23 protein-coding genes are annotated in these 21,982 nt (G+C 57.9%); 13 read left to right on the top strand and 10 right to left on the bottom strand.

Annotation, left to right across the window (positions count from 1 at the left end; translation table 11 throughout):
- Positions 1 to 52: 52 nt before the first annotated feature.
- Together BJ887_RS13065 and foxA are read left to right on the top strand one after the other, a co-directional pair.
- Positions 53 to 1,006, top strand: coding sequence for an AraC family transcriptional regulator (locus tag BJ887_RS13065; protein WP_121339951.1), 954 nt, complete (start codon positions 53 to 55; stop codon positions 1,004 to 1,006).
- A 121-nt stretch (positions 1,007 to 1,127) separates the two neighbouring features.
- Positions 1,128 to 3,236 carry a ferrioxamine B receptor FoxA gene (gene foxA / locus BJ887_RS13060; protein ID WP_113656621.1) on the top strand — a complete coding sequence of 703 codons (2,109 nt, stop codon included), beginning with the start codon at positions 1,128 to 1,130 and terminating at the stop codon, positions 3,234 to 3,236.
- Between the two features lie 66 nt (positions 3,237 to 3,302).
- Here the strand turns inward: foxA and BJ887_RS13055 are convergent, their stop codons facing one another.
- Positions 3,303 to 4,718 (bottom strand): PLP-dependent aminotransferase family protein, encoded by a 1,416-nt coding sequence (locus BJ887_RS13055; protein ID WP_121339950.1) that lies wholly within the window; start codon positions 4,716 to 4,718, stop codon positions 3,303 to 3,305.
- Positions 4,719 to 4,894: 176 nt separating this feature from the next.
- On the opposite strand from BJ887_RS13055, the gene BJ887_RS13050 reads away from it, so the two are divergent.
- Entirely contained in the window at positions 4,895 to 5,056 is a 162-nt protein-coding gene (locus tag BJ887_RS13050) for a DUF1127 domain-containing protein (protein ID WP_014168457.1), read from the top strand.
- A 59-nt stretch (positions 5,057 to 5,115) separates the two neighbouring features.
- Here BJ887_RS13050 and BJ887_RS13045 read toward each other — a convergent pair whose 3' ends face one another.
- Complete coding sequence (locus tag BJ887_RS13045) at positions 5,116 to 5,370, bottom strand: DUF4282 domain-containing protein (protein WP_020885330.1); 255 nt, start codon at positions 5,368 to 5,370, stop codon at positions 5,116 to 5,118.
- A gap of 81 nt (positions 5,371 to 5,451) precedes the next feature.
- Entirely contained in the window at positions 5,452 to 6,840 is a 1,389-nt protein-coding gene (locus BJ887_RS13040; RefSeq protein ID WP_014168459.1) for a PLP-dependent aminotransferase family protein, read from the bottom strand.
- A gap of 102 nt (positions 6,841 to 6,942) precedes the next feature.
- Between BJ887_RS13040 and BJ887_RS13035 the strand changes: the two genes are divergently transcribed.
- Positions 6,943 to 7,422 carry a carboxymuconolactone decarboxylase family protein gene (locus tag BJ887_RS13035; RefSeq protein ID WP_020885328.1) on the top strand — a complete coding sequence of 160 codons (480 nt, stop codon included), beginning with the start codon at positions 6,943 to 6,945 and terminating at the stop codon, positions 7,420 to 7,422.
- Here the strand turns inward: BJ887_RS13035 and BJ887_RS13030 are convergent.
- A complete protein-coding gene (locus tag BJ887_RS13030; RefSeq protein ID WP_020885327.1) occupies positions 7,409 to 8,311 on the bottom strand; it encodes a LysR family transcriptional regulator in 903 nt (300 codons plus the stop codon). The genes BJ887_RS13035 and BJ887_RS13030 overlap by 14 nt on opposite strands.
- A gap of 100 nt (positions 8,312 to 8,411) precedes the next feature.
- Here BJ887_RS13030 and BJ887_RS13025 point away from each other — a divergent pair, with 100 nt between their 5' ends.
- The 7 genes from BJ887_RS13025 to BJ887_RS12995 all read left to right on the top strand — a co-directional run bounded on the left by BJ887_RS13025 (position 8,412) and on the right by BJ887_RS12995 (position 14,053).
- Positions 8,412 to 9,827: an aldehyde dehydrogenase family protein gene (locus BJ887_RS13025; protein ID WP_121339949.1), complete on the top strand. Its 1,416-nt coding sequence runs from the start codon at positions 8,412 to 8,414 to the stop codon at positions 9,825 to 9,827.
- Positions 9,828 to 9,935: 108 nt separating this feature from the next.
- On the top strand, positions 9,936 to 10,259 hold the full coding sequence (locus BJ887_RS13020; protein WP_014168463.1) for an antibiotic biosynthesis monooxygenase: 324 nt from the start codon (positions 9,936 to 9,938) through the stop codon (positions 10,257 to 10,259).
- A complete protein-coding gene (locus tag BJ887_RS13015; protein ID WP_032679564.1) occupies positions 10,252 to 10,629 on the top strand; it encodes a hypothetical protein in 378 nt (125 codons plus the stop codon). Before BJ887_RS13020 ends, BJ887_RS13015 begins: the two co-directional genes overlap by 8 nt.
- The gene (locus tag BJ887_RS13010) at positions 10,622 to 11,317 is read left to right on the top strand and encodes a helix-turn-helix transcriptional regulator (RefSeq protein WP_047955002.1); all 696 of its coding nucleotides are present in this window, start codon (positions 10,622 to 10,624) and stop codon (positions 11,315 to 11,317) included. Before BJ887_RS13015 ends, BJ887_RS13010 begins: the two co-directional genes overlap by 8 nt.
- A 135-nt stretch (positions 11,318 to 11,452) precedes the next feature.
- Entirely contained in the window at positions 11,453 to 11,923 is a 471-nt protein-coding gene (locus BJ887_RS13005; RefSeq protein WP_121339948.1) for a MarR family winged helix-turn-helix transcriptional regulator, read from the top strand.
- On the top strand, positions 11,920 to 12,987 hold the full coding sequence (locus tag BJ887_RS13000) for an HlyD family secretion protein (RefSeq protein WP_086533213.1): 1,068 nt from the start codon (positions 11,920 to 11,922) through the stop codon (positions 12,985 to 12,987). Before BJ887_RS13005 ends, BJ887_RS13000 begins: the two co-directional genes overlap by 4 nt.
- A complete protein-coding gene (locus BJ887_RS12995; protein WP_025205646.1) occupies positions 12,977 to 14,053 on the top strand; it encodes a DUF2955 domain-containing protein in 1,077 nt (358 codons plus the stop codon). Before BJ887_RS13000 ends, BJ887_RS12995 begins: the two co-directional genes overlap by 11 nt.
- Here the strand turns inward: BJ887_RS12995 and BJ887_RS12990 are convergent.
- Genes BJ887_RS12990 through BJ887_RS12980 form a run of 3 tightly spaced genes read right to left on the bottom strand, consistent with a single transcriptional unit; the run spans position 14,050 to position 16,770 of the window.
- Positions 14,050 to 15,321: a DUF445 domain-containing protein gene (locus tag BJ887_RS12990; RefSeq protein ID WP_014168469.1), complete on the bottom strand. Its 1,272-nt coding sequence runs from the start codon at positions 15,319 to 15,321 to the stop codon at positions 14,050 to 14,052. The genes BJ887_RS12995 and BJ887_RS12990 overlap by 4 nt on opposite strands.
- A gap of 3 nt (positions 15,322 to 15,324) precedes the next feature.
- A complete protein-coding gene (locus BJ887_RS12985; protein ID WP_047743322.1) occupies positions 15,325 to 15,978 on the bottom strand; it encodes a LysE family translocator in 654 nt (217 codons plus the stop codon).
- Positions 15,979 to 16,017: 39 nt separating this feature from the next.
- Entirely contained in the window at positions 16,018 to 16,770 is a 753-nt protein-coding gene (locus tag BJ887_RS12980; RefSeq protein ID WP_121339947.1) for an AraC family transcriptional regulator, read from the bottom strand.
- A gap of 154 nt (positions 16,771 to 16,924) precedes the next feature.
- Between BJ887_RS12980 and BJ887_RS12975 the strand changes: the two genes are divergently transcribed.
- Positions 16,925 to 18,295, top strand: a complete 1,371-nt coding sequence (locus BJ887_RS12975; protein WP_121339946.1) for an NAD-dependent succinate-semialdehyde dehydrogenase — start codon at positions 16,925 to 16,927, stop codon at positions 18,293 to 18,295.
- A 44-nt stretch (positions 18,296 to 18,339) separates the two neighbouring features.
- Here BJ887_RS12975 and BJ887_RS12970 read toward each other — a convergent pair whose 3' ends face one another.
- Both BJ887_RS12970 and BJ887_RS12965 read right to left on the bottom strand, forming a co-directional pair.
- A complete protein-coding gene (locus BJ887_RS12970) occupies positions 18,340 to 18,660 on the bottom strand; it encodes a hypothetical protein (protein ID WP_032679568.1) in 321 nt (106 codons plus the stop codon).
- Entirely contained in the window at positions 18,660 to 19,205 is a 546-nt protein-coding gene (locus tag BJ887_RS12965; protein WP_014168475.1) for a YfaZ family outer membrane protein, read from the bottom strand. Before BJ887_RS12965 ends, BJ887_RS12970 begins: the two co-directional genes overlap by 1 nt.
- A 412-nt stretch (positions 19,206 to 19,617) precedes the next feature.
- On the opposite strand from BJ887_RS12965, the gene BJ887_RS12960 reads away from it, so the two are divergent.
- Positions 19,618 to 20,976 carry an esterase-like activity of phytase family protein gene (locus BJ887_RS12960; RefSeq protein WP_229216844.1) on the top strand — a complete coding sequence of 453 codons (1,359 nt, stop codon included), beginning with the start codon at positions 19,618 to 19,620 and terminating at the stop codon, positions 20,974 to 20,976.
- 46 nt (positions 20,977 to 21,022) lie between these two features.
- Here the strand turns inward: BJ887_RS12960 and yjiA are convergent, their stop codons facing one another.
- Positions 21,023 to 21,976: a GTPase gene (yjiA, locus tag BJ887_RS12955; RefSeq protein ID WP_121339944.1), complete on the bottom strand. Its 954-nt coding sequence runs from the start codon at positions 21,974 to 21,976 to the stop codon at positions 21,023 to 21,025.
- Positions 21,977 to 21,982: the final 6 nt, after the last annotated feature.

The following is a 21,982-nucleotide window of genomic DNA, read 5'->3' as shown; positions in this document are numbered from 1 at the left end:
CCAATGAATGGTACTGTTTCGTTTGTCCTTTCCCCGATGCAGGCACCGTCATATGCTCCAGCGTGAAAATAGATCAGCGAAACGCCTGTTTTTTGTTGAGGATTTTCAGATATTCGGTGAGCGCTACGGCATCGACTACCGGTTCCCGCAGTTAAAAGATGCGCAGGTCAACAACCGCGCCGTGCTGCAGGGGAATGTGGAAGAGATGACGCTTTCATCCGGCATTTCACTGACCCACTCCAACGTTCGCGTTTTACAACCTTACGAAACCACCTCTCGCCATAGCAGCCCACTCTATATGCTGGTGGTGCTGGAAGGCGGCGTCACGATCGCGCTCAATGGCGTTGAATATGTCGTACGATCCGGCATGGCCTTCAGCTCCCGCCTGAGTGAAGAGCAGATAATGTGCGCGCGTCACGATGCCGACAGCACGCTGAAAACGCTCTCGTTTGGTCTGTTCCCACACGATGCCAGGCGCGAGACCCTGCTTGAGTCGCTGCTCCAGGAATGGCAAAGCCTGAATGCGCCCACCCTGGTCTGGCACGTTCCTGAGTTTGTCCTTGCGGGGATCCAGCATGCTCAGCAGCAGGGTCTAAGCGCGTTATCCCGTCAGCTGTTGCTGGAAGGGCTGATGTATCAGCTTCTGGGCCAGGGTTTGGCGCAGCGCCAGCAATCCTTCCCGTGCCGGCCAGAGCATGCGCGTCTTGAACGCGTGCGCAGCAGGCTGGAACAGTCTCCGGAGCAGGATCATACTCTTGCGCAGCTGGCCGCCCTCGCCGCCATGAGCCCGAGCAGCCTGCGCAGCAAGTTTCGTCAACGCTACGGCTGTACCCTTTTCGATTACCTGCGCGAATGTCGGCTCGCGCAGGCGCGTCGCTATCTGCTTGAAGGCTACAGCGTGCAGCAGGCGGCGTGGATGTGTGGCTATCAGCACGCCACCAATTTCGCTACCGCGTTTCGTCGCCATTACGGTATTGCACCGGGCGACGTGCGCAAACGCCGCTAACCTACTTTTTCTCTTCACGCGAACGCAACCCGTGCGGTTTAGCACCGCGCATACGTATCCTGGCGGCGCGCATAGCTGTTTGCCCTCTCAAAAAGGTAATAATTCTTATTAACAATAAGAAATACCTTTGGAGAGGGTTATGTTTGCTAAGTCACGTCTGGCACTGCTGGTGGGATGGGTTACCGGTAGCGTCGCTTTTCCTTTACTGGCGCAGGATGCACAACAAACGGACACCGTTGTGGTCACGTCGCAGATGCAATCTGCTGCCACCAAGCTTGAAACGCCGGATATAGAGACTCCGCAGTCGGTCTCAATCGTTACCCGCGAGCAGTTTGAAGAGCAGGGCGCGACCAGCGTGCGCCAGGCGGTGAGCTACACGCCGGGGGTTTACAGCAACCAGATTGGCGCGTCAAACCGCTTCGACTACATGGTGCTGCGCGGTTTCTCCGACGGCAGTCTGGATAACGTCTACCTCGACGGCCTGAAGATGATGGGAGACACCAACTCTCACAGCTCGCTGGTGGTGGATCCCTGGTTCCTCGACAATATCGAGGTGGTGCGTGGCCCGGCCTCCGTGCTGTACGGCCGTTCATCGCCGGGCGGTATCGTGGCGCTGACCTCCCGCAAGCCGTCGTTCGATCCGGGCGGGGAGATTAAGCTATTTGCCGGGAACAATAACCAGCGCGGGGCGATGTTCGACGTTACCGGTCCGGTCGATGATAACGACCGCGTGGCGGTGCGCCTCAGCGGGATGACCCGCTATGCCGATTCCCAGTTTGATCCGCTGAAGGAAGAGCGCTACGCGCTGATGCCGAGCCTGACCTGGCGCATCACTGATAACACGCGTCTGGATCTGATGGCCTATCTGCACCGCGATCCGGAGGGGGGGAGCCACTCCGGCCTGCCTTATGACGGCACCGTGGTGCCGCATAACGGTAAGAAAATCACCAACACCTTCTTTGAAGGTGAGGATGATTACGACAAGTACGATCGTCGGGAAAACATGGTGGGCTACAACATTGAGCACATGTTCGACAGCGGCTGGACGGTGCGCCAGAAGCTGCGCTATCTGCACACCAAAGTGGAGCTGAATCAGGTATATGCCGCGGGCTGGCTGAACGATACCGAGCTCAACCGCGGCTATTCCGGTTCTGACGAGAAGATGAATGCCATCACGCTGGATAACCAGGTCGACGGCAGTTTCGATACCGGGGCAGTTAACCACCGTGTGCTGATCGGCCTGGATTATCAGGACCGTACCAATAACGTGACCGGCTACTACGGCGGTTTCCCGCCCATCGACGCGTTCCACCCGGTTTACGGTGCGAAACCGGATTACATCACCCAGTACAGCAAGGAAAAACATAAGCTGCGCCAGACCGGGTACTACCTGCAGGATCAGATGTCCATTGACCGCTGGCGCCTGACGCTGGGCGGGCGTTATGACCAGGTAAGCGTGTCGAACGTTGATAACGTTAACCATACCCGCAGCGACCTGGATAAGAACAACGTCAGCAGCCGCGCGGCGTTGCTGTATCTGTTTGATAACGGTGTCGCGCCGTACGTCAGCTACTCCACGGCCTTTACGCCGACCAGCTTCGCCGATGAGCAGGGCAACATTCTGGACCCGATGAAAGGCAAGCAGTGGGAAGCGGGCGTGAAGTATGAACCCGAGGGGATGAACAGCCAGTTCAGCGCCTCGGTGTTCCGCATCAACCAGAAGAATATCGCCACCAAAGAGGAGCCGACCGATCCGTACCGTTCCATCGGTGAAATCGAGTCCGAGGGCGTTGAGCTGGAAGCGGTGGGTCAACTGACCGACAGCCTGCGCATGCAGGCGGCGTACACCTATACCGACATTCGCTACAAGAAGAGCAGCCCGGAAGAGGAGGGCAAGCGCGCCGTCTATGCGCCGCGGAATATGGCCAGTGCCTGGCTCAGCTACGACGTGAAAACGGGCCCGCTGGACGGCCTGACCGTCGGCTCCGGCGTTCGTTACGTCAACGGCATTACCAGCGATCGCCAGAACACCCATACGCTGCCGTCGTATACGCTGGTGGATATGGTGGTGGGGTATGACCTGTCGAAGGTGGGGCTCACGGGCATGAGCGCGCAGCTGAACGTCAATAATCTGACCGATAAACGCTATGTGGCGGCGTGTAACTCACTCTCCTACTGCTATTTCGGCGCGGAACGCAGTATCGTTGGCAGCGTTTCATGGACGTTTTGAGTCGGTGACAGTGCCGGGCGGCGGTGACGCCTTGCCCGGCCTGGCGGTGGAGGGCATCAGGCCGCACTACTCCTCCATCGCAATCACAATTGCCTCACCCATCTTCTTCAGCGCCTCGCGATGCTTCTCCGTTGGCGGTAACGCAACGTTGATCCGCAGGCAGTTGCGGTACTTGCCGGACGCAGAGAACAGCGACCCGGCTGCCGCCTGGATCTTCAGCCGGCACAGCTGCTTGCTGACGCACACCATGTCGACGTTTTCCGGTAACTCCACCCACAGTAAAAAACTGCCCTGCGGGCGCGTCACGCAGATCTCCGCCGGGAAATACTGCCGCACCCAGCAGGTATAGGTTTCCATATTCTGCTGATAAATCTGGCGCATACGGCGAACGTGACGATGATAATGGCCGTCGCGAATAAACGCCGCCACCGCCATCTGCGTTCCCGGCACGTTAAAGCCGCCTGCGGCGTATTTCATGTGCATCACCCGGTCGTAATAGCGCCCCGGCACAATCCAGCCGACGCGCAGGCCCGGTGCCACGGTCTTGGTAAACGAGCTGCACAGGAGCACGCGGCCATCAATGTCCATGGAGTGAATGGTGCGCGGGCGCGGGTATTCCGCCGCCAGCTCGCCGTAAATATCATCCTCCACGATCACGATATCGTGCCGCTGGGCGAGAGCCAGCACCTGCTTCTTCCGCGCTTCCGGCATGATAAAACCCAGCGGGTTATTGCAGTTGGGCACCAGGATCACCGCTTTAATGGGCCACTGCTCCAGCGCCAGCTCTAACGCTTCAATGCTGATCCCGGTTTCGGGATCGGTGGGAATTTCGATGGCTTTGATGTTGAACCCGCGCAGCATCTGCATGGTGCCGTGAAACGACGGGGATTCCACGGCCACAATATCGCCCGGTTTGCATATCGAGAGCAGGGCAATCGACAGCGCGCCGTGGCAGCCATTGGTGATGACAATCTCATTCGCAGCCACGGTAGAGCCGCCGTCCAGCATCAGCCGTGCGATCTGCTCGCGCAACTCGAGCCGACCGTCGAGCACGTCATAGCTCAGCATCTCGCCCGGGTTGTGCTGCGCGATGCGGCTCATTTCACGCCACAGCGGTTTCAGGCTCGGTTGATTGACGTCCGGCGAGCCGCCGCCAAAGGAGATCATCTCTTTGTCGGCACGGGCATCCAGCAGCATCATCACTTCATCCCACTGGGTGACGTCTACCGGACGCTGCACCGGACGCGTCATTGCCGGTACGGGCGGCATGGCCATACGTTGCGAGACAAAATAGCCGGAGCGTGGCTGAGGCGTGATCAGCTGCAGATTTTCGAGGATCTGGTAGGCCTGCTGTATGGTGCTGATGCTAACGCCATGCTCCTGGCTCAGCGCGCGCACCGACGGCAGACGTTCACCGCTGCGATACAGCCCTTGTTGAATGCGTTCCGCCAGAAGATTGGCGAGATGTTGGTAGCGCGTCATGCTGTATCCTTTGTTTTCACCATACAGATTGTAAAACCAGTACAGATTGCCGCAAAAAACGGCATGCAGATACAGTTTTAGCGGATCTGTATGTTAAACAAAAGATGTTTTTGAATCTGTATTGTACGCCCTGAATTCCATGATGATAACGCTACTGGCACAGTGAGGAGAGCATCATGGAATTTTACGAGAACCGTTCAAAACGTCCGTTTATTGTTTTTGTCTGGATCGGCAAAACGCTACGCAACTGGTACCGTATTCACCGCACGCGTCGCATCCTGAGCAAGATGAGTGACGAGCAGCTCAAGGATGTCGGGTTGTCGCGCTATGATGTGTAAGCGGGCAGGGTCGGCGCTGGCCGGGTAAGGAGAAACCCCTACCCGGCGCAACGGAGAGATTATTCGACTGATTTCACCGCGGTGTTTTCAGCGATGCGGCGCAGATATTCGTTATTCTTAAACGCAACCATGATCAGTTCGAACGTCACGCGACAGCCGATCAGGCTGAAAATCATCCCGATAAATCCGGTGATCAGATGGTCGGTAAACATGGAATACACGCCGGCAATCAAAATCACCAGCATGACGATCCAGTAGAAGAAGACCAGCACGCGTGGCGTTAATAAGTAGTCAAATCCCAGAATGGCTTTCATTTTCTTTTCCTTAGAAATATAAAAAAGGCTCAAGATTGTATCTTTATCACGTTCTTTTATGGCGTGGATAGCTATCTGATTTCAGAGTAGTAATTCCAGCGTTTCTTGTTTTGGCCTTTCAAGTAGTGCCACCGCCTCCTGATACGTGCGCACGTTGTTATAGCCCATCACCAGTCCGTAACGCTTGCCGGAGCCGCGATACCACTCCGAGAGCGCGTTAACCTGCAGCTGCTGCGCTTGCCAGCAGTGTGCGATTTCCCGGTCACAACTCCCCTTCGAAAGGAATGCCACGATGTGCATCCCACCGTCGTTTTGCTCGGTGAAAAACAGGTCGCCATACACCTCCTGTAAAGCCTTAATCATCCACTCCCGCCGGGTCTGATACAGGGCCCGCATCTTCTTAAGATGTCGGAAAAAATGGCCTTCGTTGAGAAAGGCGGTGAGGATCTTTTGCGTCAGCACCGGCTGGCCGCTGGTAACGATGTCCGCGCAGTCGGTAAACGCCCCGAGGGTGCTGGCGGGCATCACCACGTAGCCCATGCGCAGCGACGGCATAATGGTTTTGCTGAAGGTGCCCATAAAAATGACCCGGTCGTGCCGGTCGAGGCTTTTTAGCGACGGCAGCACCTTGCGGGTGTAGTGAAATTCCCCGTCGTAGTCATCCTCAATAATCCAGGCCTCGTTCTGACTCGCCCAGTCGAGAAGCTGTTGTTTACGCGGCAGAGAGAGGGTGACCGCCAGCGGGCTCTGGTGCGACGGGGTGACGATGGCGAAGCGGGCATCGCGATGGTGGCGCAGCAGGTATTCCGTATCGATCCCGGCGCGATCGACCGGCACGGTGTGCAGGCGCGGCACGATCCGCTTGAGCAACTGCTGGCCCATAAAGTAGCCCGGATCTTCAAACACCACCTTGTCGCTGCGGCTGGCCAGCGTATCGAGGATCAGGCGCAGGCTACCGCTGTAGCCGCTGGTGATCAGCACCTGCTCGGCGGTGCAGGCGAGCCCGCGTGAAATATTAAGGTAGCTGGCAATCGCCTGGCGCAGGGGATACCAGCCCAGCACGGGCGGATTCAGCATCTCTTCCTGGCGCATGGCGCGCGTCGCCTGGCCTGAAAGCAGCAGCCATTTTTTATAGGGAAAGCTGTCGAGGGAGGGAATGCCGGGGCGCAGAAAACCTGCCCGTTCGCGCTGGCCGATCAGCGAGGCCGGAAGCGTGCCGGTGGTCTGCTCCGCAGGGGCGTGCTGCGCAGGCAGTAACAGGTCCGGATTGACCCGCGTGCCGCGTGCCCCCTGGCTTACCAGATACCCTTCGCCCGTCAGGATGGCGTAAGCGGTTTCAACGGTTTTGCGCGCCACCTTCAGCTCTTCCGCCAGCACGCGAATGGCGGGGACTTTGTCGCCAGGCTTTAGCACGCCACGCGTGATGTTGTCGCGATAGCGGGTATAAATAGCGTGATAGCCCGGTTTCATGTCCTACCTAGTTTGACGGTTTTTGTGTCTTTTTACTATGTCATTATCCGCGTAGATTGTCCTCATCGCATGACATATGCCGCACAAAAAAGAGGAAAGACAATGAGCACTCGCGTAAACCACCATAAGATCACACCTGCCCTCGCCAACGCGCTGTCCAACCTGAGCATGGAAGTGGCGAAAACCTCTCTCGACCCGGCGCTGAAGCACCTGATCGACATTCGTGTCTCACAGCTGAACGGCTGTACCTTCTGCCTGGATATGCACTCGAAAGAGGCCAAAATCGCCGGAGAACGCGAGCTGCGCCTGTACCATCTGGCGGCATGGCGCGAGTCCCCGCTGTTCAGCGCCCGTGAGAAAGCGGCGCTGGCCTTCGCCGAAGCGCTGACGCAAATTAGCGTGCATGGCGTGAGCGATGCGCTCTACCGCAGCGTGGCGGAGCACTTCTCGGACGTGGAGATTTCAGAGCTGAACTTTGCCATTGTGGCGATCAACGCCTGGAACCGTCTGGGGATCACGTCCCGCATGGAGCCGGGCTCGCTGGACGCGGCTTACGGGCTGAACAAAGCTAACCTCGAATAACCCCGCGCTCACGGATCATCGCCACCAGCGCCCGTAACCCTGGCGGGACGTGGCGATGCCCCGGATAGTACAAACGCAGCCCGGCAAACGGCTGCGTCCAGTCGTTTAACACGCTCACCAGTTCCCCGCTTTCAAGCTCTTCCCGGATATACAGTTCCGGTAAAAACCCTATCCCTAATCCCGCCTTCACGGCCCGGATCGAGGCGAAAAGATCGGACGTGGCAAAGCGCGGCGGTACCGCCAGGGCGTACTGTTCCCCGTGACGCGCCAGCTCCCAGCGGTAGATCCCACCGTGCGCCATGCGCATACCGATCCCCTGATGTAAGAGCAGATCCTCCGGCGTGTGCGGCGTGCCGTGGCGGGCAAAGTAATCCGGCGTGGCGGTGACAAGCTGGCGGATTTCACCGGTCAGCGGCACGGCGATCATGTCCTGTGGCACGGATTCTTCAAGACGGATCCCGGCGTCGTAACCTTCTGCGACGATGTCGATCATCCGTGCTTCGCTTAGCGTCTCGACGCGCATTTTCGGGTAGCGGATCATAAAGTCGATCAGCAATTGATCCAGAAAGAGCGCACCGATATGGTTCGGTACGTTTAAGCGCAGGGTGCCGGCAGGTTCGCCGGTATCACTGTGGATCTCTTCGCTGGCCTGGCGTATCGCCTGCAGTGCCGGGCCGATACGGGCCACGTAGCGCTGCCCGGCGTCGGTAAGCGCCACGCTGCGGGTCGTGCGGTTAAACAGGCGCGTCTCCAGGCGGCTCTCCAGCCCGGCGATAGCGTTACTTACCGCCGTGGCGGACATGCCCAGCTCCTGTGCCGCACCGCGAAAACTGCCGCGCCGCACCACCGCCATAACCACTTCCAGCTCTGTCAGACCCGAACGATGCATAGATTATCCTGAAAATCGAAACAACCCTTGCAGCATAGCGTGGATTATCGCAACGGAGAAGCCGTGCCAGACTGTGTCCATACAGCCTGAGGAGGTTTATATGCACAACATCGAACAGATCTTTATCAACGGCGAATTTGTTACCCCGCACGGCACCGAACGTTTTGATTTATACAATCCGGCGACGGCGCGGGTGATTGGCCAGGTTCGCCTGGCCGATGAGGTAGACGCTGAGCATGCCATCGCGGCCGCGAAAGCGGCATTTCCGGCATGGTCGCAAACCCCCCGACAGGAACGTATTGCCGCGCTGAAACGCATGCATGCCGCCGTGGCCGCCCGTCATGACGCGCTGCTGGACGCGGTGATTGAAGAGTACGGCGCGCCAGCCTCGCGCTCGGCGTGGATGGCCCGCTACCCGGCAGATGTCATTGCCCAGGCCATCGAGGCGCTGGAAGCCTTTGAGTTTGTGACCACAGCGGGGGCGGCAACGGTGCAGATGACGCCGCTTGGTGTCGCCGGGCTTATTACCCCGTGGAACAGCGACGCGGGGTTTATCTGCGGCAAACTGGCGGCTGCGCTCGCGGCGGGCTGCACGGCGGTGATTAAACCGAGCGAGATGAGCGCATTGCAAACCCGCATTGTCACCGAGGCGCTGCGCGATGCCGGGTTACCGCCGGGCGTGTTTAACATTGTCACCGGACGGGGTGATACGGTCGGTGAGACCATCAGCCGCCATCCGGACGTGGCGAAAATTTCGTTTACCGGTTCGACCGTTACCGGCAAAGCGATACTGCGCAACGCGGCGCAGAGTGTTAAGCGGGTGACGCTGGAGTTAGGCGGTAAATCGCCGACGATCCTGCTTGATGATGTCGATTTGGCGCAGGCTATCCCGCTGGTGGTGCAGGCCGGGTTTATGAACAGCGGGCAGGCGTGCGTGGCCGGAACGCGCATTCTGGTACCGCGGTCGCGTAAGGCGGAAATCGAAACTGCGCTGGCGCAGGCCGTCGCGGCCGTGAAATCCGGCGATCCGCGGGATAACGCGACAGAAATTGGCCCGATGGTCAGTGAAAAACAGTGGCTGCGGGTGCAGGGCTATATCCGTAAAGGTCTCGACGAGGGGGCAAACCTGCTGGTGGGGGGCGAAGGGCGTCCGGAAGGCACGCAGGACGGCTGGTTTGTGCGCCCGACGCTGTTTGCTGATGTCACAAATCAGATGGCGATTGCCCGGGAAGAGATCTTCGGCCCGGTACTGTGTGTGATCGCTTATCAGGACGAGGCCGAAGCCGTCGCCATTGCCAACGACACCGAGTATGGCCTGAGTGCGATGGTGCTGGGCAGGGATGTCGAACGTGCGCGTCGCGTGGCGCAGCAGATTGTCGCGGGCCGCGTGCTGGTGAACACGCTGGCCCATGAGCCTAAAGCGCCGTTTGGCGGGTTCAGGCACTCCGGCGTGGGGCGTGAGATGGGCGAGTGGGGGATCCGCGCGTTTATGGAGCCGAAGTCGATTCTGGGATAACCGTTTGTCGCCCTCCCGAAAAGAGGGCGACAATACTTCGCCCTTCACCGAAGCATCCGCATTTTCTTTCCTGCATGCTCTTCGCACCCTCACAACGGAGAGACAACCATGATTGCAGTCCTTTTCGAAGCCCAGGCCGCGCCTGCCCACCAGGCGCGTTACCTGCAGCTCGCAGCCGAACTCAAGCCCCTGCTGGCGGATATCGACGGGTTTATTGATATCGAGCGTTTTCAGAGCCTGACCACCGACGGCAAAATTCTCTCCCTCTCCTGGTGGCGGGATGAAGAAGCGGTCCGCCGCTGGAAGCAGAACGTCTTTCATCAGGCGGCGCAGAGGGAGGGGCGGGAGGCTATCTTTACGTACTACCGCATTCGGGTGGCGCAGGTGGTGCGGGAATACGCCTCAGAAACCGGAGGGCATGCGGATGTATGACGTTCATGTGATTTTCGACGCTACGCCAGGGGAACTGGCGCGATTTGGCCAGCTGTTGGGGCGCAATGGTGTGGGGCTGGAGGGCGGCGGCGTGTTTGGTACCGAAGCCCATTTCCTGGTGGAAGAGGGCGAAAAAGCCCGTCGCGTGCTGCTTGAGGGCGGGTTTAACGTCCGGTCAGTCCGTAAACCGCTGATCAGAAAACTGCAGCAGGCGCGCCCCGGTGAGCTGGGCGAGATTGCCGCGGCGTTAGCGGCTCACGGTGTGTCTGTACTGACCCAGTACAGCGACCATGCGAATCACCTCATTCTGCTGACGGATAATGATAAGCTGGCGGCAGAGATCACCAGACCATGGGCAGTCCATGCTTAAGACCCGTTTACCCCCTGACAACAGCGCGCTGCTGGAACAGGCCATGGCGGCAGTGGCCGCCGCCATGGCGGATCCGTCGCGTGTGAAAATGCTCTGTGCGCTGATGGATGGCAGGGCATGGACCGCCACCGAGCTGAGCGCGGCGGCGGATATCGCCCCCTCCACTGCCAGCGGGCACCTGACCCGTCTGCTGGACGGCAAGCTGATTACCTGTCTGTCACAGGGGCGGCATCGCTATTACCGCCTGGCAGGACACGATGTGGCGGAACTGGTCGAGCAGATGATGGGGCTGTCGTGGAGCCGCATCACCCCGCCGGAAACCTCCGCCCCGAAAGCCCTGCGTGAAGCCCGCACCTGTTACGACCATCTGGCAGGGACGGTGGCCGTTCAAATCTATGATTTTATGCAGGCGCAGGGCTGGCTGGAGACGGACGGGTCGGCCCTGACCGTGTATGGACGCGAACAGTTCCTGACGCTCGGTATTTCATTAAGCGCCAATCCGCGCCGTAAGGCCTGCTGTGCCTGTCTTGACTGGAGCGAGCGGCGGTTTCACCTTGGGGGCGAGGCGGGCGCGGCGCTCCTCGCGTATCTGGACAGCAACGGCTGGATCCAGCGGGTGGCGGGATATCGGGACGTGGTGGTCACCGCGTCGGGAAACGTTGCGATTAAAAAACGTTTTAGCCGCTAAATTCTCGGCGGTCTGATGCCCTTTCCCACCGGGAGAGGGCATTCGTCTTTCGCAATTCCTGCTCTTTTGTCTCTCGTTTCTTGATACTTACCCTGGTAACTATTATCTTGACCGCGTGTTACGAGAGGATATCCCATGCGTGAAGAAGAACTGTTTAGCCGCAGACCGATGGGGATGCGGATGGCCATGATCGTGCGTCAGTGGCGCGCCGTGATTGACGACGCCATTCTCGAGACCGGGTTAACCCAGTCGAGCTGGACGGTGATGATGCAGCTTCAACAGCTTGGGGATAACGTCTCGGTGAGTGAACTGGCGGAGGTGCAGGGTATTGAACTGCCGCCGCTGATGCGCACGCTGACACAGCTGGAAAAACAGGGTTACCTGTTACGCACTGTATCGCCTTATGACAAGCGTATCCGGCTACTCACGCTGACGCCGGCGGGGAACGCCGTACTCAGGACGCTCTCCCGGGTGATCGAGACATTTCAGGCGCGCGTATCGCAAAACATCGCGCCGGAGCATCTCGATATTTTCAGCGCCACATTGAATCAAATCGCCTGCAATTTGCGGAAAATCCGCGAAGAAGATAACAAGACCGAAAAATAATGACTCCTGAACAAAAGTTTGCCCGCTGGGTAAGGGTAAGTATTGCCTCTTTCCTGCTGATGTTTGTCTACTTTGTCGTCGCGGACATCTGGATCCCGCTGACGCCGGACTCCACCGTCATGCGCGTGGTGACACCGGTTTCTCCGCGCGTTTCCGGCTACGTGGCGGCTGTCCATGTACACAACAACAGCCAGGTGAAGCGAGGCGACCTGCTGTTTGAGCTGGATGACACGCCGTTTCGCAATAAAGTGGAAGCAGCGCAAATCGCGCTGGAGCAGGCACGTCTTTCTAACGAACAGCTGGATGCGCAGATCGCAGCCGCACAGGCCAGCCTGAAAACCGCCGTGCTGACCGCGCGTAACGACAAGGTGACCTACGATCGTTATCAGAAACTCAGCACGCTGCAGAACGTGTCGCAGGCGGATCTGGATAAAGTCCGGACCACCTGGCAGAGCAGCGAGCAGTCCGTCAGTTCGCTGCAGGCGAACATCCGTAACCTGCGCATTCAGCGCGGTGAGCGGGAAGAACACCGCAACGTCACCCTGCAGAAATACCGCAACGCGCTGGATGAAGCGGAACTGAATCTTGGCTGGACGAAGGTTTACGCCCAGGCGGACGGCACGGTCAGTAACCTGCAGCTTAGCCCGGGTTATTACGCCTCCTCCGGCTCGGCCGCGCTGGCGCTGGTGAATAATCAGGCCGATATCGTGGCCGACTTCCGCGAGAAGAGCCTGCGCCATACCCATCAGGGAACCGATGCCGCCGTGGTGTTTGACGCCTTCCCGGGACACGTCTTCCGTGCGCATGTGACCAGCAGCGATGCGGGGATCCTCGCCGGACAGGAGGCGGTGAACGGCGAGCTGTCCGAGCCAGAAACCTCCAACCGGTGGGTTCGTGATGCCCAGCGTATGCGAATCCACGTGGCGCTGGACGAGGCGCTACCGAAGCAGCTTCCGACCGGTGCGCGTGCCACCGTGCAGCTCTATAACAGCGAAGGGCCGTTTGCGCGCTTCTTCTCCGGGATGCAGATCCACCTGGTGAGCCTGCTGCACTATGTCTATTAACACTCTGGCGCGGGTGTTTACCCCGCACGGCAACATCGTCTATACGGCAAACGACTTTCGCCAGACCCTGCGCATCGTCTTTGCCGGCATGATTGCGCTGAGCATTTCGAGTTTTTACAACACTCACTACGGCGTGTTTTTCGTGGTCTACCCCATCATGCTGCTGTCGCTGGTACCGGTCTTTAACCGCCACGTGGCGAAGCAATTTATCTTTAGCGCCTCGCTTAACTGCGTTGAAATGGTCATTATCATCGGCTATCTGTCGCAATGGCCGGTGATCATGACGTTAGTCGTGTTCGCCCTGTACGTCATGCGTTTTCGCTTTATGAGTAAGGGACCGCTGTTTCTGTTTGGTTCGATGGGCGTGGTCTGCCAGAGCGTGATGCTCAACTTTATGAGCTATCCCACCACCGACTGGCATACGTTGCTGTTTTCCAATATCGAAGCGAGCGTTATGGCGGTGTGCCTGAGCGCGCTGATGAATTACCTGCTGCCGGACGTGGAGCCGCGCAAGCCGCCGCCGCTGATTGAAAAAGATGACGCCCGTGTGCGCCACGAGTCGCTGCTTTCCGGGACCGTTGCCACCCTGATTTTCGTCATCTTCCAGATAAGCGACCTGAGCGACTCACTTTCCGCGCTGATGGCCGGGGTATTGATTCTGTTTCCCATGCACTATCGCGGCGCCGTGATGAGTTCCCTCTGGCGCGTGGTCGGCGTGGTGCTGGGCTGCCTCTACATTCTGGTCGTCCAGCTTATCCTTTACGATCACAGCAGCCATATGCTGCTGATGATGCCGCTTATCGGCCTTGGGCTGGCATTTGGCGCGCGGCTGCACGTGATGGAGAAGGTTGGCGCCGGGGTCGGGTTTTCCAGCATCACCACCATCGGCATTATGTTCGGGCAGAACATGCACCCGGACAGCGACCTGGTGTTCAGCGATCTCTATCGCATTACCTCGGTGACCTTTGCGCTGGTGGCGACCCTGACAATGGTCTTTCTGGTGCATATGATCCTCAATCGCTTTGCCCCTACGCGCTATGTGATCGCGCCGCCTGAGGCGAATTAATGCGCGAGCACGGCAGGCAATTGCGAGAGTAAAAACAGGATCAGGCCAATGGTCCCGCCCACCAGCGTGCCGTTCACACGGATGAACTGCAGGTCTTTGCCGATGTTAAGCTCAATCTGGCGCGACATATCTTTGGCATCCCAGCTCTTGACCGTGTCGCTGATATGCCGCGTGAGGAACGCGGCAAAATCCGGTGCTACGCGGTGCGCCGCCTGCTCCAGATGCTCGTTCAGCGATGCCTGCAGGCTGGCATCGTTCGACAGCGTTTCACCAAACCACAGTCCGGCGTTGGCGATGCGCTGCCTGACGCGCGAGTCCTCGCTTTGCATATCCGCTTTCAGCCACTGACGCAGGTCGGCCCACATCTCGCCCAGATAACGGTTAAACGCCTCGTCGTTCTTCAGGTAGTGCTTGATGTTATCGGCTTTGGCGGCCATTTCCGGATCGTTTTTCAGGTTGTCGATAAACTTCAGCGTGGCGCGGTCAAACGCCTGGCGGATCTGGTGCGTGCGGTCGTGGCTGATATCATCCAGCAGCGTATTCACCGCATTCGACACCATCTCCGCACTCTGATCGCCGAGCCACTCGGTAGGCAGCACCATGGCCTTGCGCGGATGCTCGGTCTTCAGCCAGTGCACAATCTGGTCGGCGATAAAGTCCCGCGTGCTGTCACGCTGGATAAGCGCGATCAGGCGGTTGATGATGGCGTCCAGCAGCACCTGATGGCGATTGTTCCGGGTCATGCTCTCCAGCATCACCGCGCTGGTTTCGGTGAAGTCGACCTTGTCGATGGCCTTATGCACCGCCCGTTTGAGCAGCCGCTGAATGCGTCCGTCGTCGGTCAGTTCAAGAAAACCGCTCATCACCTGAATCAGATGCAGCCCGACGCGCCGGGCGTTGTCGGGCTGGCTGAACCAGGTGCCAATCATTTGTGCCGGTTCATAGCGGCGGATCAATGCCACCAGCGACTGGGTATCGAGAAACTTTTCCTGCACGAACTGACCCAGATTGTCGCCAATGCGGTCTTTGTTGCGCGGAATGATCGCCGTATGGCGTGAGATAAACGGGATAGGCACCCGGCGAAACAGCGCGACGACGGCAAACCAGTCCGCCAGTGCGCCGACCATCGCCGCCTCGGCAATGGCCTTTACGCCGCGCACCCAGAAGGTTTGCGGCAGGAACAGGGTGGTGATAAACGCCGCGGCGGCAATCAGCAGCAGCGACAGCGCCAGCAGCTTGGCGCGTTTAAGTTCAGCTATTTTTTCCATGGCTTAAGAATAGAGGGAGGCGGGAAGAAAATGCAAAAAACGCCACACGACCCACCCACCAAACGCCATCAGCACCATGCCAGCGGTTCGCTCAATCAGCCAGAGTGAACGGCTGAGCGTCCGCTGAACCACGGGCAAGCCCATCAGCGACACCAGCGCTAAATCCCAGACCAGCACCACCATTACCATCCAGACACCGCAGGTTGACTGCTGAAGCAGCGTGACATCCGGCCCTAACAGCGCCGTCATGAGCGCCAGATAAAAAAGCGCATTCTTCGGGTTTAACAGTGCCGAACCAAGCCCCAGCAGGATTTGCTTACGCAATGAGGGGCACCGCTGATGAGTCTCATTGAGCGCAAGCGTCTGCGGGCGGCTGCGCGCCAGCCGCGATCCAATCCAGAGCAGGTAGAGCGCGCCGGATAATTCGATAAGGGTGAACAGCCACGAAAACGTGCGCAGGGCACTCCAGCCGATAATCACCAGCACAATATAGAGCGCGTTACCCGCGGCGATACCGAGGCACAACCCGGCACTGCCGCGCAGCCGGTAACGCGCGGCGTAACCGACCAGCAAAAAGAAATCCGGACCGGGGCTTAACAGGGCTACAAAATGCGCCAGCGCCAGGGCGAGAAAAGCGGAAGGGAAGAACAGTTCCATCGTGACCTCCAGAGCAAAAACGGAGATCACCTTACGGCGTTACGTATCCTGATTATTGTCTGATATTGATCGGCCCGTCGCGTACTGGCGAGGCGTGGCGGCCGTGTAGCTGACGAAGGTTTTATGGAAATGGCTCTGGTCGGCAAACCCGCTCTGGTAACCGACATCGGCGAGATCATCTCCCGCACGCAGTCGCGCTTTGGCGTATTCCACGCGAGAGATGCTGAGAAAGCGTCCTGGCGTCAGGCCGGTGTCCTGTTTAAAGGTGCGGATTAACGTCTCTTTGCGCAGTGAAAACCGCCGGGCAAGGTCGTCAAGGGAAGGCGGGGCGGTGAGGTTCGACAGAAACGCCTCTTGCACCTGCTGACTCAATGAATGGGGCTTATCTGTACGGCCTGTAGAGGGAGGAAGGGCGCAAAGCAGTGCGTTCAGGGAGGCCGCGGTCATGTTCTCAACCACGTCAAGATAATGATTAAACAGCGCTTGGTCGCGAATGATCTGCAGTGCCAGCGAAAGGTCAGTGTCGATATACAGCATATGGTAGCTGCGTGGTTGCCCCGCCACCGGGTTGCAGCTGTGGGGAGCATGCGCCGGGATGACGATGATGTCGCCAGGGGTCAGGATATACTCCCTGTCATGGATTGTGCAGCACGTCTGGCCTTCCAGGATCGCGCCAATAGAGAGCTGTGGGTGACAATGACGTTTATACGCCTGGGTGCTCTGCCACGTGCTGCGCAGCTCGTGGCCGCAGGCGCGATGAAAGGTCTGGCGGATGTGTCGGGTCTCGGTCATGGGGGACTCCTGTCAGGAACGTTTTTTATACCATGCCCGCGCGACATGTTGCAGTACCACGCTAAGAACCTTCCGGATATACCCAACTTTACGTCCATCGCCAGTCATATTGTCTACCCTTAATACCCTAAGCGGTAAAACAAGGAGATTCGACATGGCTTACCAGACAGTAAATCCTGCCACAAACCAGCTCATCAAAGAATATCCCTCCCATACCGACGCGGATGTTGAAGCGGCGCTGAAGGCGGCCGATGCGCTTTACCATTCGGACTGGGCAAAAGGCGACATTAACCAGCGCCTGCCGGTACTGCGTAAACTTGCGGACCTCATCGACGAACGTACGGAGGATCTGGCCAAAATTGCCAGCAAGGAGATGGGTAAGCTCATTGAGCAGAGCCGCGGTGAAGTGAAACTGTGCGCGCAAATCGCCCGCTACTACGCGGATAATGCCCAACGGTTCCTCGCCCCGGTGAAGTACAACTCCGAACTCGGGGAAGCGTGGGTCGAGCACCACCCTATTGGCGTGCTGATGGCCGTTGAGCCGTGGAACTTCCCTTATTACCAGCTGATGCGTGTCCTCGCCCCGAACCTGGCGGCCGGTAACCCGGTGATCGCCAAACACGCCAGCATCGTGCCGCACTGTGCAGAGACGTTTGCACATCTGGTGCGTGAGGCCGGTGCACCGGAAGGGGCGTGGACCAACCTGTTTATTTCGTCGGATCAGGTGGCGAACATCATCGCCGACGATCGTGTACAGGGTGCCGCGCTGACCGGTTCCGAAAAAGCGGGCAGCGTGGTCGCGGCGCAGGCGGCGAAGCACATCAAAAAATCGACCCTGGAGCTGGGCGGTAACGACGTCTTTGTGGTGCTGGATGATGCCGATCTGGAGAAGGCCGTGAAGACGGGCGTGAATGCCCGACTCAATAACGCCGGCCAGGTCTGTACGGCGGCGAAGCGTTTCATCCTGCATGAGAAGATTGCGGATGCCTTCCTCGCGAAATTCACCGAGGCATTTAAGCAGGTGAAGATTGGCGATCCGCTGGACGAGAGCACCACCCTGGGGCCGCTGTCCTCTCAGGATGCGCTGGACACGTTGACCAGACAGGTCAACGAGGCGGTGAAAAACGGCGCGACGCTGCATTACGGTGGCAAACCGGTGCAGCGTGACGGGTGCTTCTTTGAGCCGACGATCCTGACGCATATCTCGCGCGACAACCCGGCCTACTTTGAGGAGTTCTTCGGCCCGGTGGCGCAGATCTATGTGGTGAAAAATGATGACGAAGCGGTCGCACTGGCGAACGATTCCCACTATGGTCTGGGCGGCGCGGTGTTCAGCAAGGATATCGAGCGGGCGAAGAAAATGGCGTCGCGTATTGAGACCGGCATGGTGTATATCAACTGGCTCACCGATACCGCGCCAGAGCTGCCGTTTGGCGGCGTGAAGCGATCCGGTTACGGACGCGAACTGTCGGACCTGGGGATCAAAGAGTTTGTGAACCAGAAGCTGGTGGTGGTGCGTAAGTAACTCCGCGAATAAAAAACCTGCCATCCGGCAGGTTTTTTTTGGGGTTATTGCACTTCAATCTTGTCCCAGCCGCTTTTGAACATGCAGCTGTCGACTAAGGTATCCCGGCGATATTCATTCGCGTCTTCAACCGTGTAGCTCGTGGAAATATCCTTTTTCTTTTTCGATTTGTCCATTTTTTCCGAGCTCGAACCGGTCACAACATTGTCCGGGGGCAGATCAATCAGGGCCTGTGCTTCGCATTCCGTGAGCCTTTTATTCATCTCAGCGTCACTGACTCCCGGTTTCACCCATTTATACTGGACGCAACCGGTGAGCAGAAGCGTGATGCTCAGAACGCAAAGCGCGGTAATGCGGTGTTTCATCAGAAGGTGACTCCACCGCCTACATATGCGCCGTCGATCAGCGTGTGGCCAGGGCGACCGTCTTTGCCGTCAACGCTTACGTGACGATAACCCACTTTCAGCGTCACAGGCGTGATTGGCGTCCAGCTCACACCGCCGTTGGCTTCCACGTAGTTTTTCACGCTGTTGTTCAGACCTTCTGGTGCGGCATACCCTTCGCCAAACACGTGGATGCTGTCGGTCAGCGCAACGTTAATACCGCCACCGATGGGGAATGCCACGCCGTTATCGCCTTTTTTCGGGCCAAGGTAGATTGCTTTGGCACCGGCATTCAGCATCACCGGGCCCACTTCCAGGTTGTAACCGGCGCCAACGCCACCTGTTTGCGTGCCGTCGTCAGTGTTTTTGAGCCAGTTGCTTTCAAGGTACACACCGGATGAGGATTTACCCATTTCCAGATTAAGGTTAGTAAAGTTTTTACCTTGCTCAATCGTGCCGCCCATAGCCAGTGCAGAACCCGACAGGACGGTCAGAGCAGAAAGAAGAAGAACATTCAGTTTTTTCATGTTTTGTGCCTCGTCATTAATTTCATCTGAGGCCACCTTAACAAGCGAAGTTTATGACTGCAAATGTGATTAAGGTCGTGTTTTTATGCTGTTTTTGTTAATGGCTGGATTTTGAAATGTTGCTTTCATGTTTAGTTATCGCCGGGTCAATATGTATTACCTGGACGTTTAGGACAGGTTTAGTTTTTTGACTAAATAGACACTGAACGAGACAGAGGATAACCGTTTGACATGAATTAATTGGCTTTCTAATAATTTCCAGAAACATTTCAAATTTTACACTTTGTGGTTTAGTTTTACATTTATGGCGGTTCATGCGCCTGCAATTGCCTGCCCGCGTCTCTCTGCGGTGTCATTTTCCTGACACGTTTGTTCTTTACGTTGTTGGCTTCACTTTCTGGATACTAACAATATGAAAAGAAAAATTATTCCTGTGCTTATCGGTTGTGCGCTCTCTTTCTCTGGCCTGGCGGCGCAGCCCACGGCCGAACACTATGTTGTCAGCTTCCCCGAAGGCACGCGCGTGAGCTACAGCGGCGCGTTTGCCGGTGCGTTCCCGAAGGGGCTCCCGGTCGGGATTGGCTCTGGCCTGCTGTTTACCGGTAAACAGGGCGATACCCTGACGTTTGCGACCGTGACCGATCGCGGTCCGAATGCGGATTCGCCGAAAGTGGGGAAAGATGAAGCCAAAATCTTTGTCACGCCCGATTTCGCTCCGCTGCTGATGACGATTCGCGTACAAAATGGCAAAGCGGAGGCCGTCGATGCGCGCCCTCTGCATGATGATAAAGGCGAGATCAACGGTCTGCCGCTGCAAAGCGGCGTGATTGGCTCGACCAATGAAGTGGCGTTCAGTGACACATTAAAGGTGCTGAAGGGCGACAATCGCGGGCTGGATACGGAAGGTATCACGCCGGACGGTAAAGGCGGTTACTGGCTGTGTGACGAATACGGTCCGTTCCTGATTAACGTCGACAGCAAAGGCAAGATCCTGGCGATTCAGGGTCCGCAGGCGGCGCAAGGCGAGAAATCCATCGCGGGCGGCTTGCCGAATATTATTAAATGGCGTCAACCAAACCGGGGCTTTGAAGGCCTGACCCGTATGCCGGACGGGCGTATCATTGCCGCGGTGCAAAGCACGCTGGATATCGACGGCAAAAGCAAAAAACAGGCGCTGTTTACCCGCCTGGTGAGCTTCGACCCGGCGACCGGGAAAACCGCGATGTACGGTTATCCCATCGACAGCGCGGCCTACAGCAAAAACAGTGACGCCAAAATTGGCGATATTGTGGCGCTTGATAACCAGCACCTGCTGCTGATTGAGCAGGGCAGCGATAAAAACGATGGCATGCGCAACCTCATCTACAGGGTGGACCTCAGCAAGGCGAGCGATCTGACACGCTTCGATAAGCCGGGCGAATACCCGGAGTTTGATGACGAGAAGACGCTGGCCCAGCGCGGCATTACGCTGGCGGCTAAAACCCAGGTCGTGGATTTGCGCGCGCTTGGCTGGCAGCAGGAAAAGGCCGAAGGACTAGCGCTGATTGACAACAACACGCTGGCGGTCGCGAACGATAACGACTTTGGCGTGAAGGTGGCGATGGAAAATCCGGTCGAGGGCAAGAAGCTCAAGGATTATCGGGTGAATTCGCAAGGCGCGCTCACGATTGATGATAAACCGGTTGCGACCACCCTCGCCGTGAAGCCGCTGGCGAAGCCGGCGTCAGAAAGCGAACTGTGGATTGTGACGCTGCCCGAGGCGCTGAAATAATCTCCCAGCCCTCTCCGCAACTGCGGAGAGGGCTGCGTTCGTACGGTTATTTGCGCAGTGCTGCAAACGCTGTCCGGATCTCATCTTCCGGCAGCTGTAGCCCAATAAACACCATGACGCTTCGCGGCGTTTCATCTCCCCACGGTCTGTCCCAGTCCGCGCTGTACAGCCGCTGTACGCCCTGGAACAGCAGGCGGTTCGGTTCGCCATCAATCCACAGCATCCCTTTGTAGCGCAGCAGCCTGTCGGCAAAAGAGAGCAGCAGGTTTTCCATGACGCGGGAGACGTCGCTGATGTCCACCGGGTAATCCAGCTCGACCACAATCGACGAGACGTCGTTTTGCTTATCTGCCATAAAGTGGAAGCGCGGCGTCGAGGTGACATGCTCTTCCAGCATAAAGCCGTTGGTGTTGAACAGTTGCGAGAGGTCGATATCACCGTGCGTCGCGATGTAAATCGGCGCGCGCGAGTTGATATGCGTCAGGCGCTCGCGCAGTTTTTCGCTGTCGCCCGCCACGTCGGTTTTGGTCAGCAGGATGCGATCGGCGTAGCCCACCTGCGACTGGGCGAGGGTGAACTGGTTCATCTGTTCGTCGGCATGAACCGCGTCGACCAGCGCAATGACGCCGTCCAGCAGGTAGCGCTGGCAGAGGATCTCATGGGCGAAAAAGGTCTGAATAATCGGGCCGGGGTCGGCCATACCGGTGCATTCAATCACCAGGCGGTCAAAATCGATTTCACCGCGATCGCGGCTGTCGAGCAGATCCAGCAGGGCATCTTCTAATTCATTCGAGCGGGTGCAGCAGATACAGCCGTTAGTCAGGGTTTTGATCTGCGTGGCGCGATCGCCAATCAGCTGATCGTCGACCGAGACTTCGCCGAATTCGTTTTCGATCACGGCGATTTTGAAGCCGTGCTGCGCGTTCAGAATGTGGCGCAGCAGGGTGGTTTTACCGGCGCCAAGGAAACCGGTCAGCAGGGTGACGGCAATCGGGGTCATGGTCTC

This window comes from Enterobacter sp. WPR_3_1 (genome assembly GCF_003635055.1).
GTDB lineage: Bacteria > Pseudomonadota > Gammaproteobacteria > Enterobacterales > Enterobacteriaceae > Enterobacter > Enterobacter ludwigii.
The sequence above is the reverse complement of the archived record's forward strand: the minus strand, read 5'-3'. Positions and strand labels throughout refer to the sequence as shown.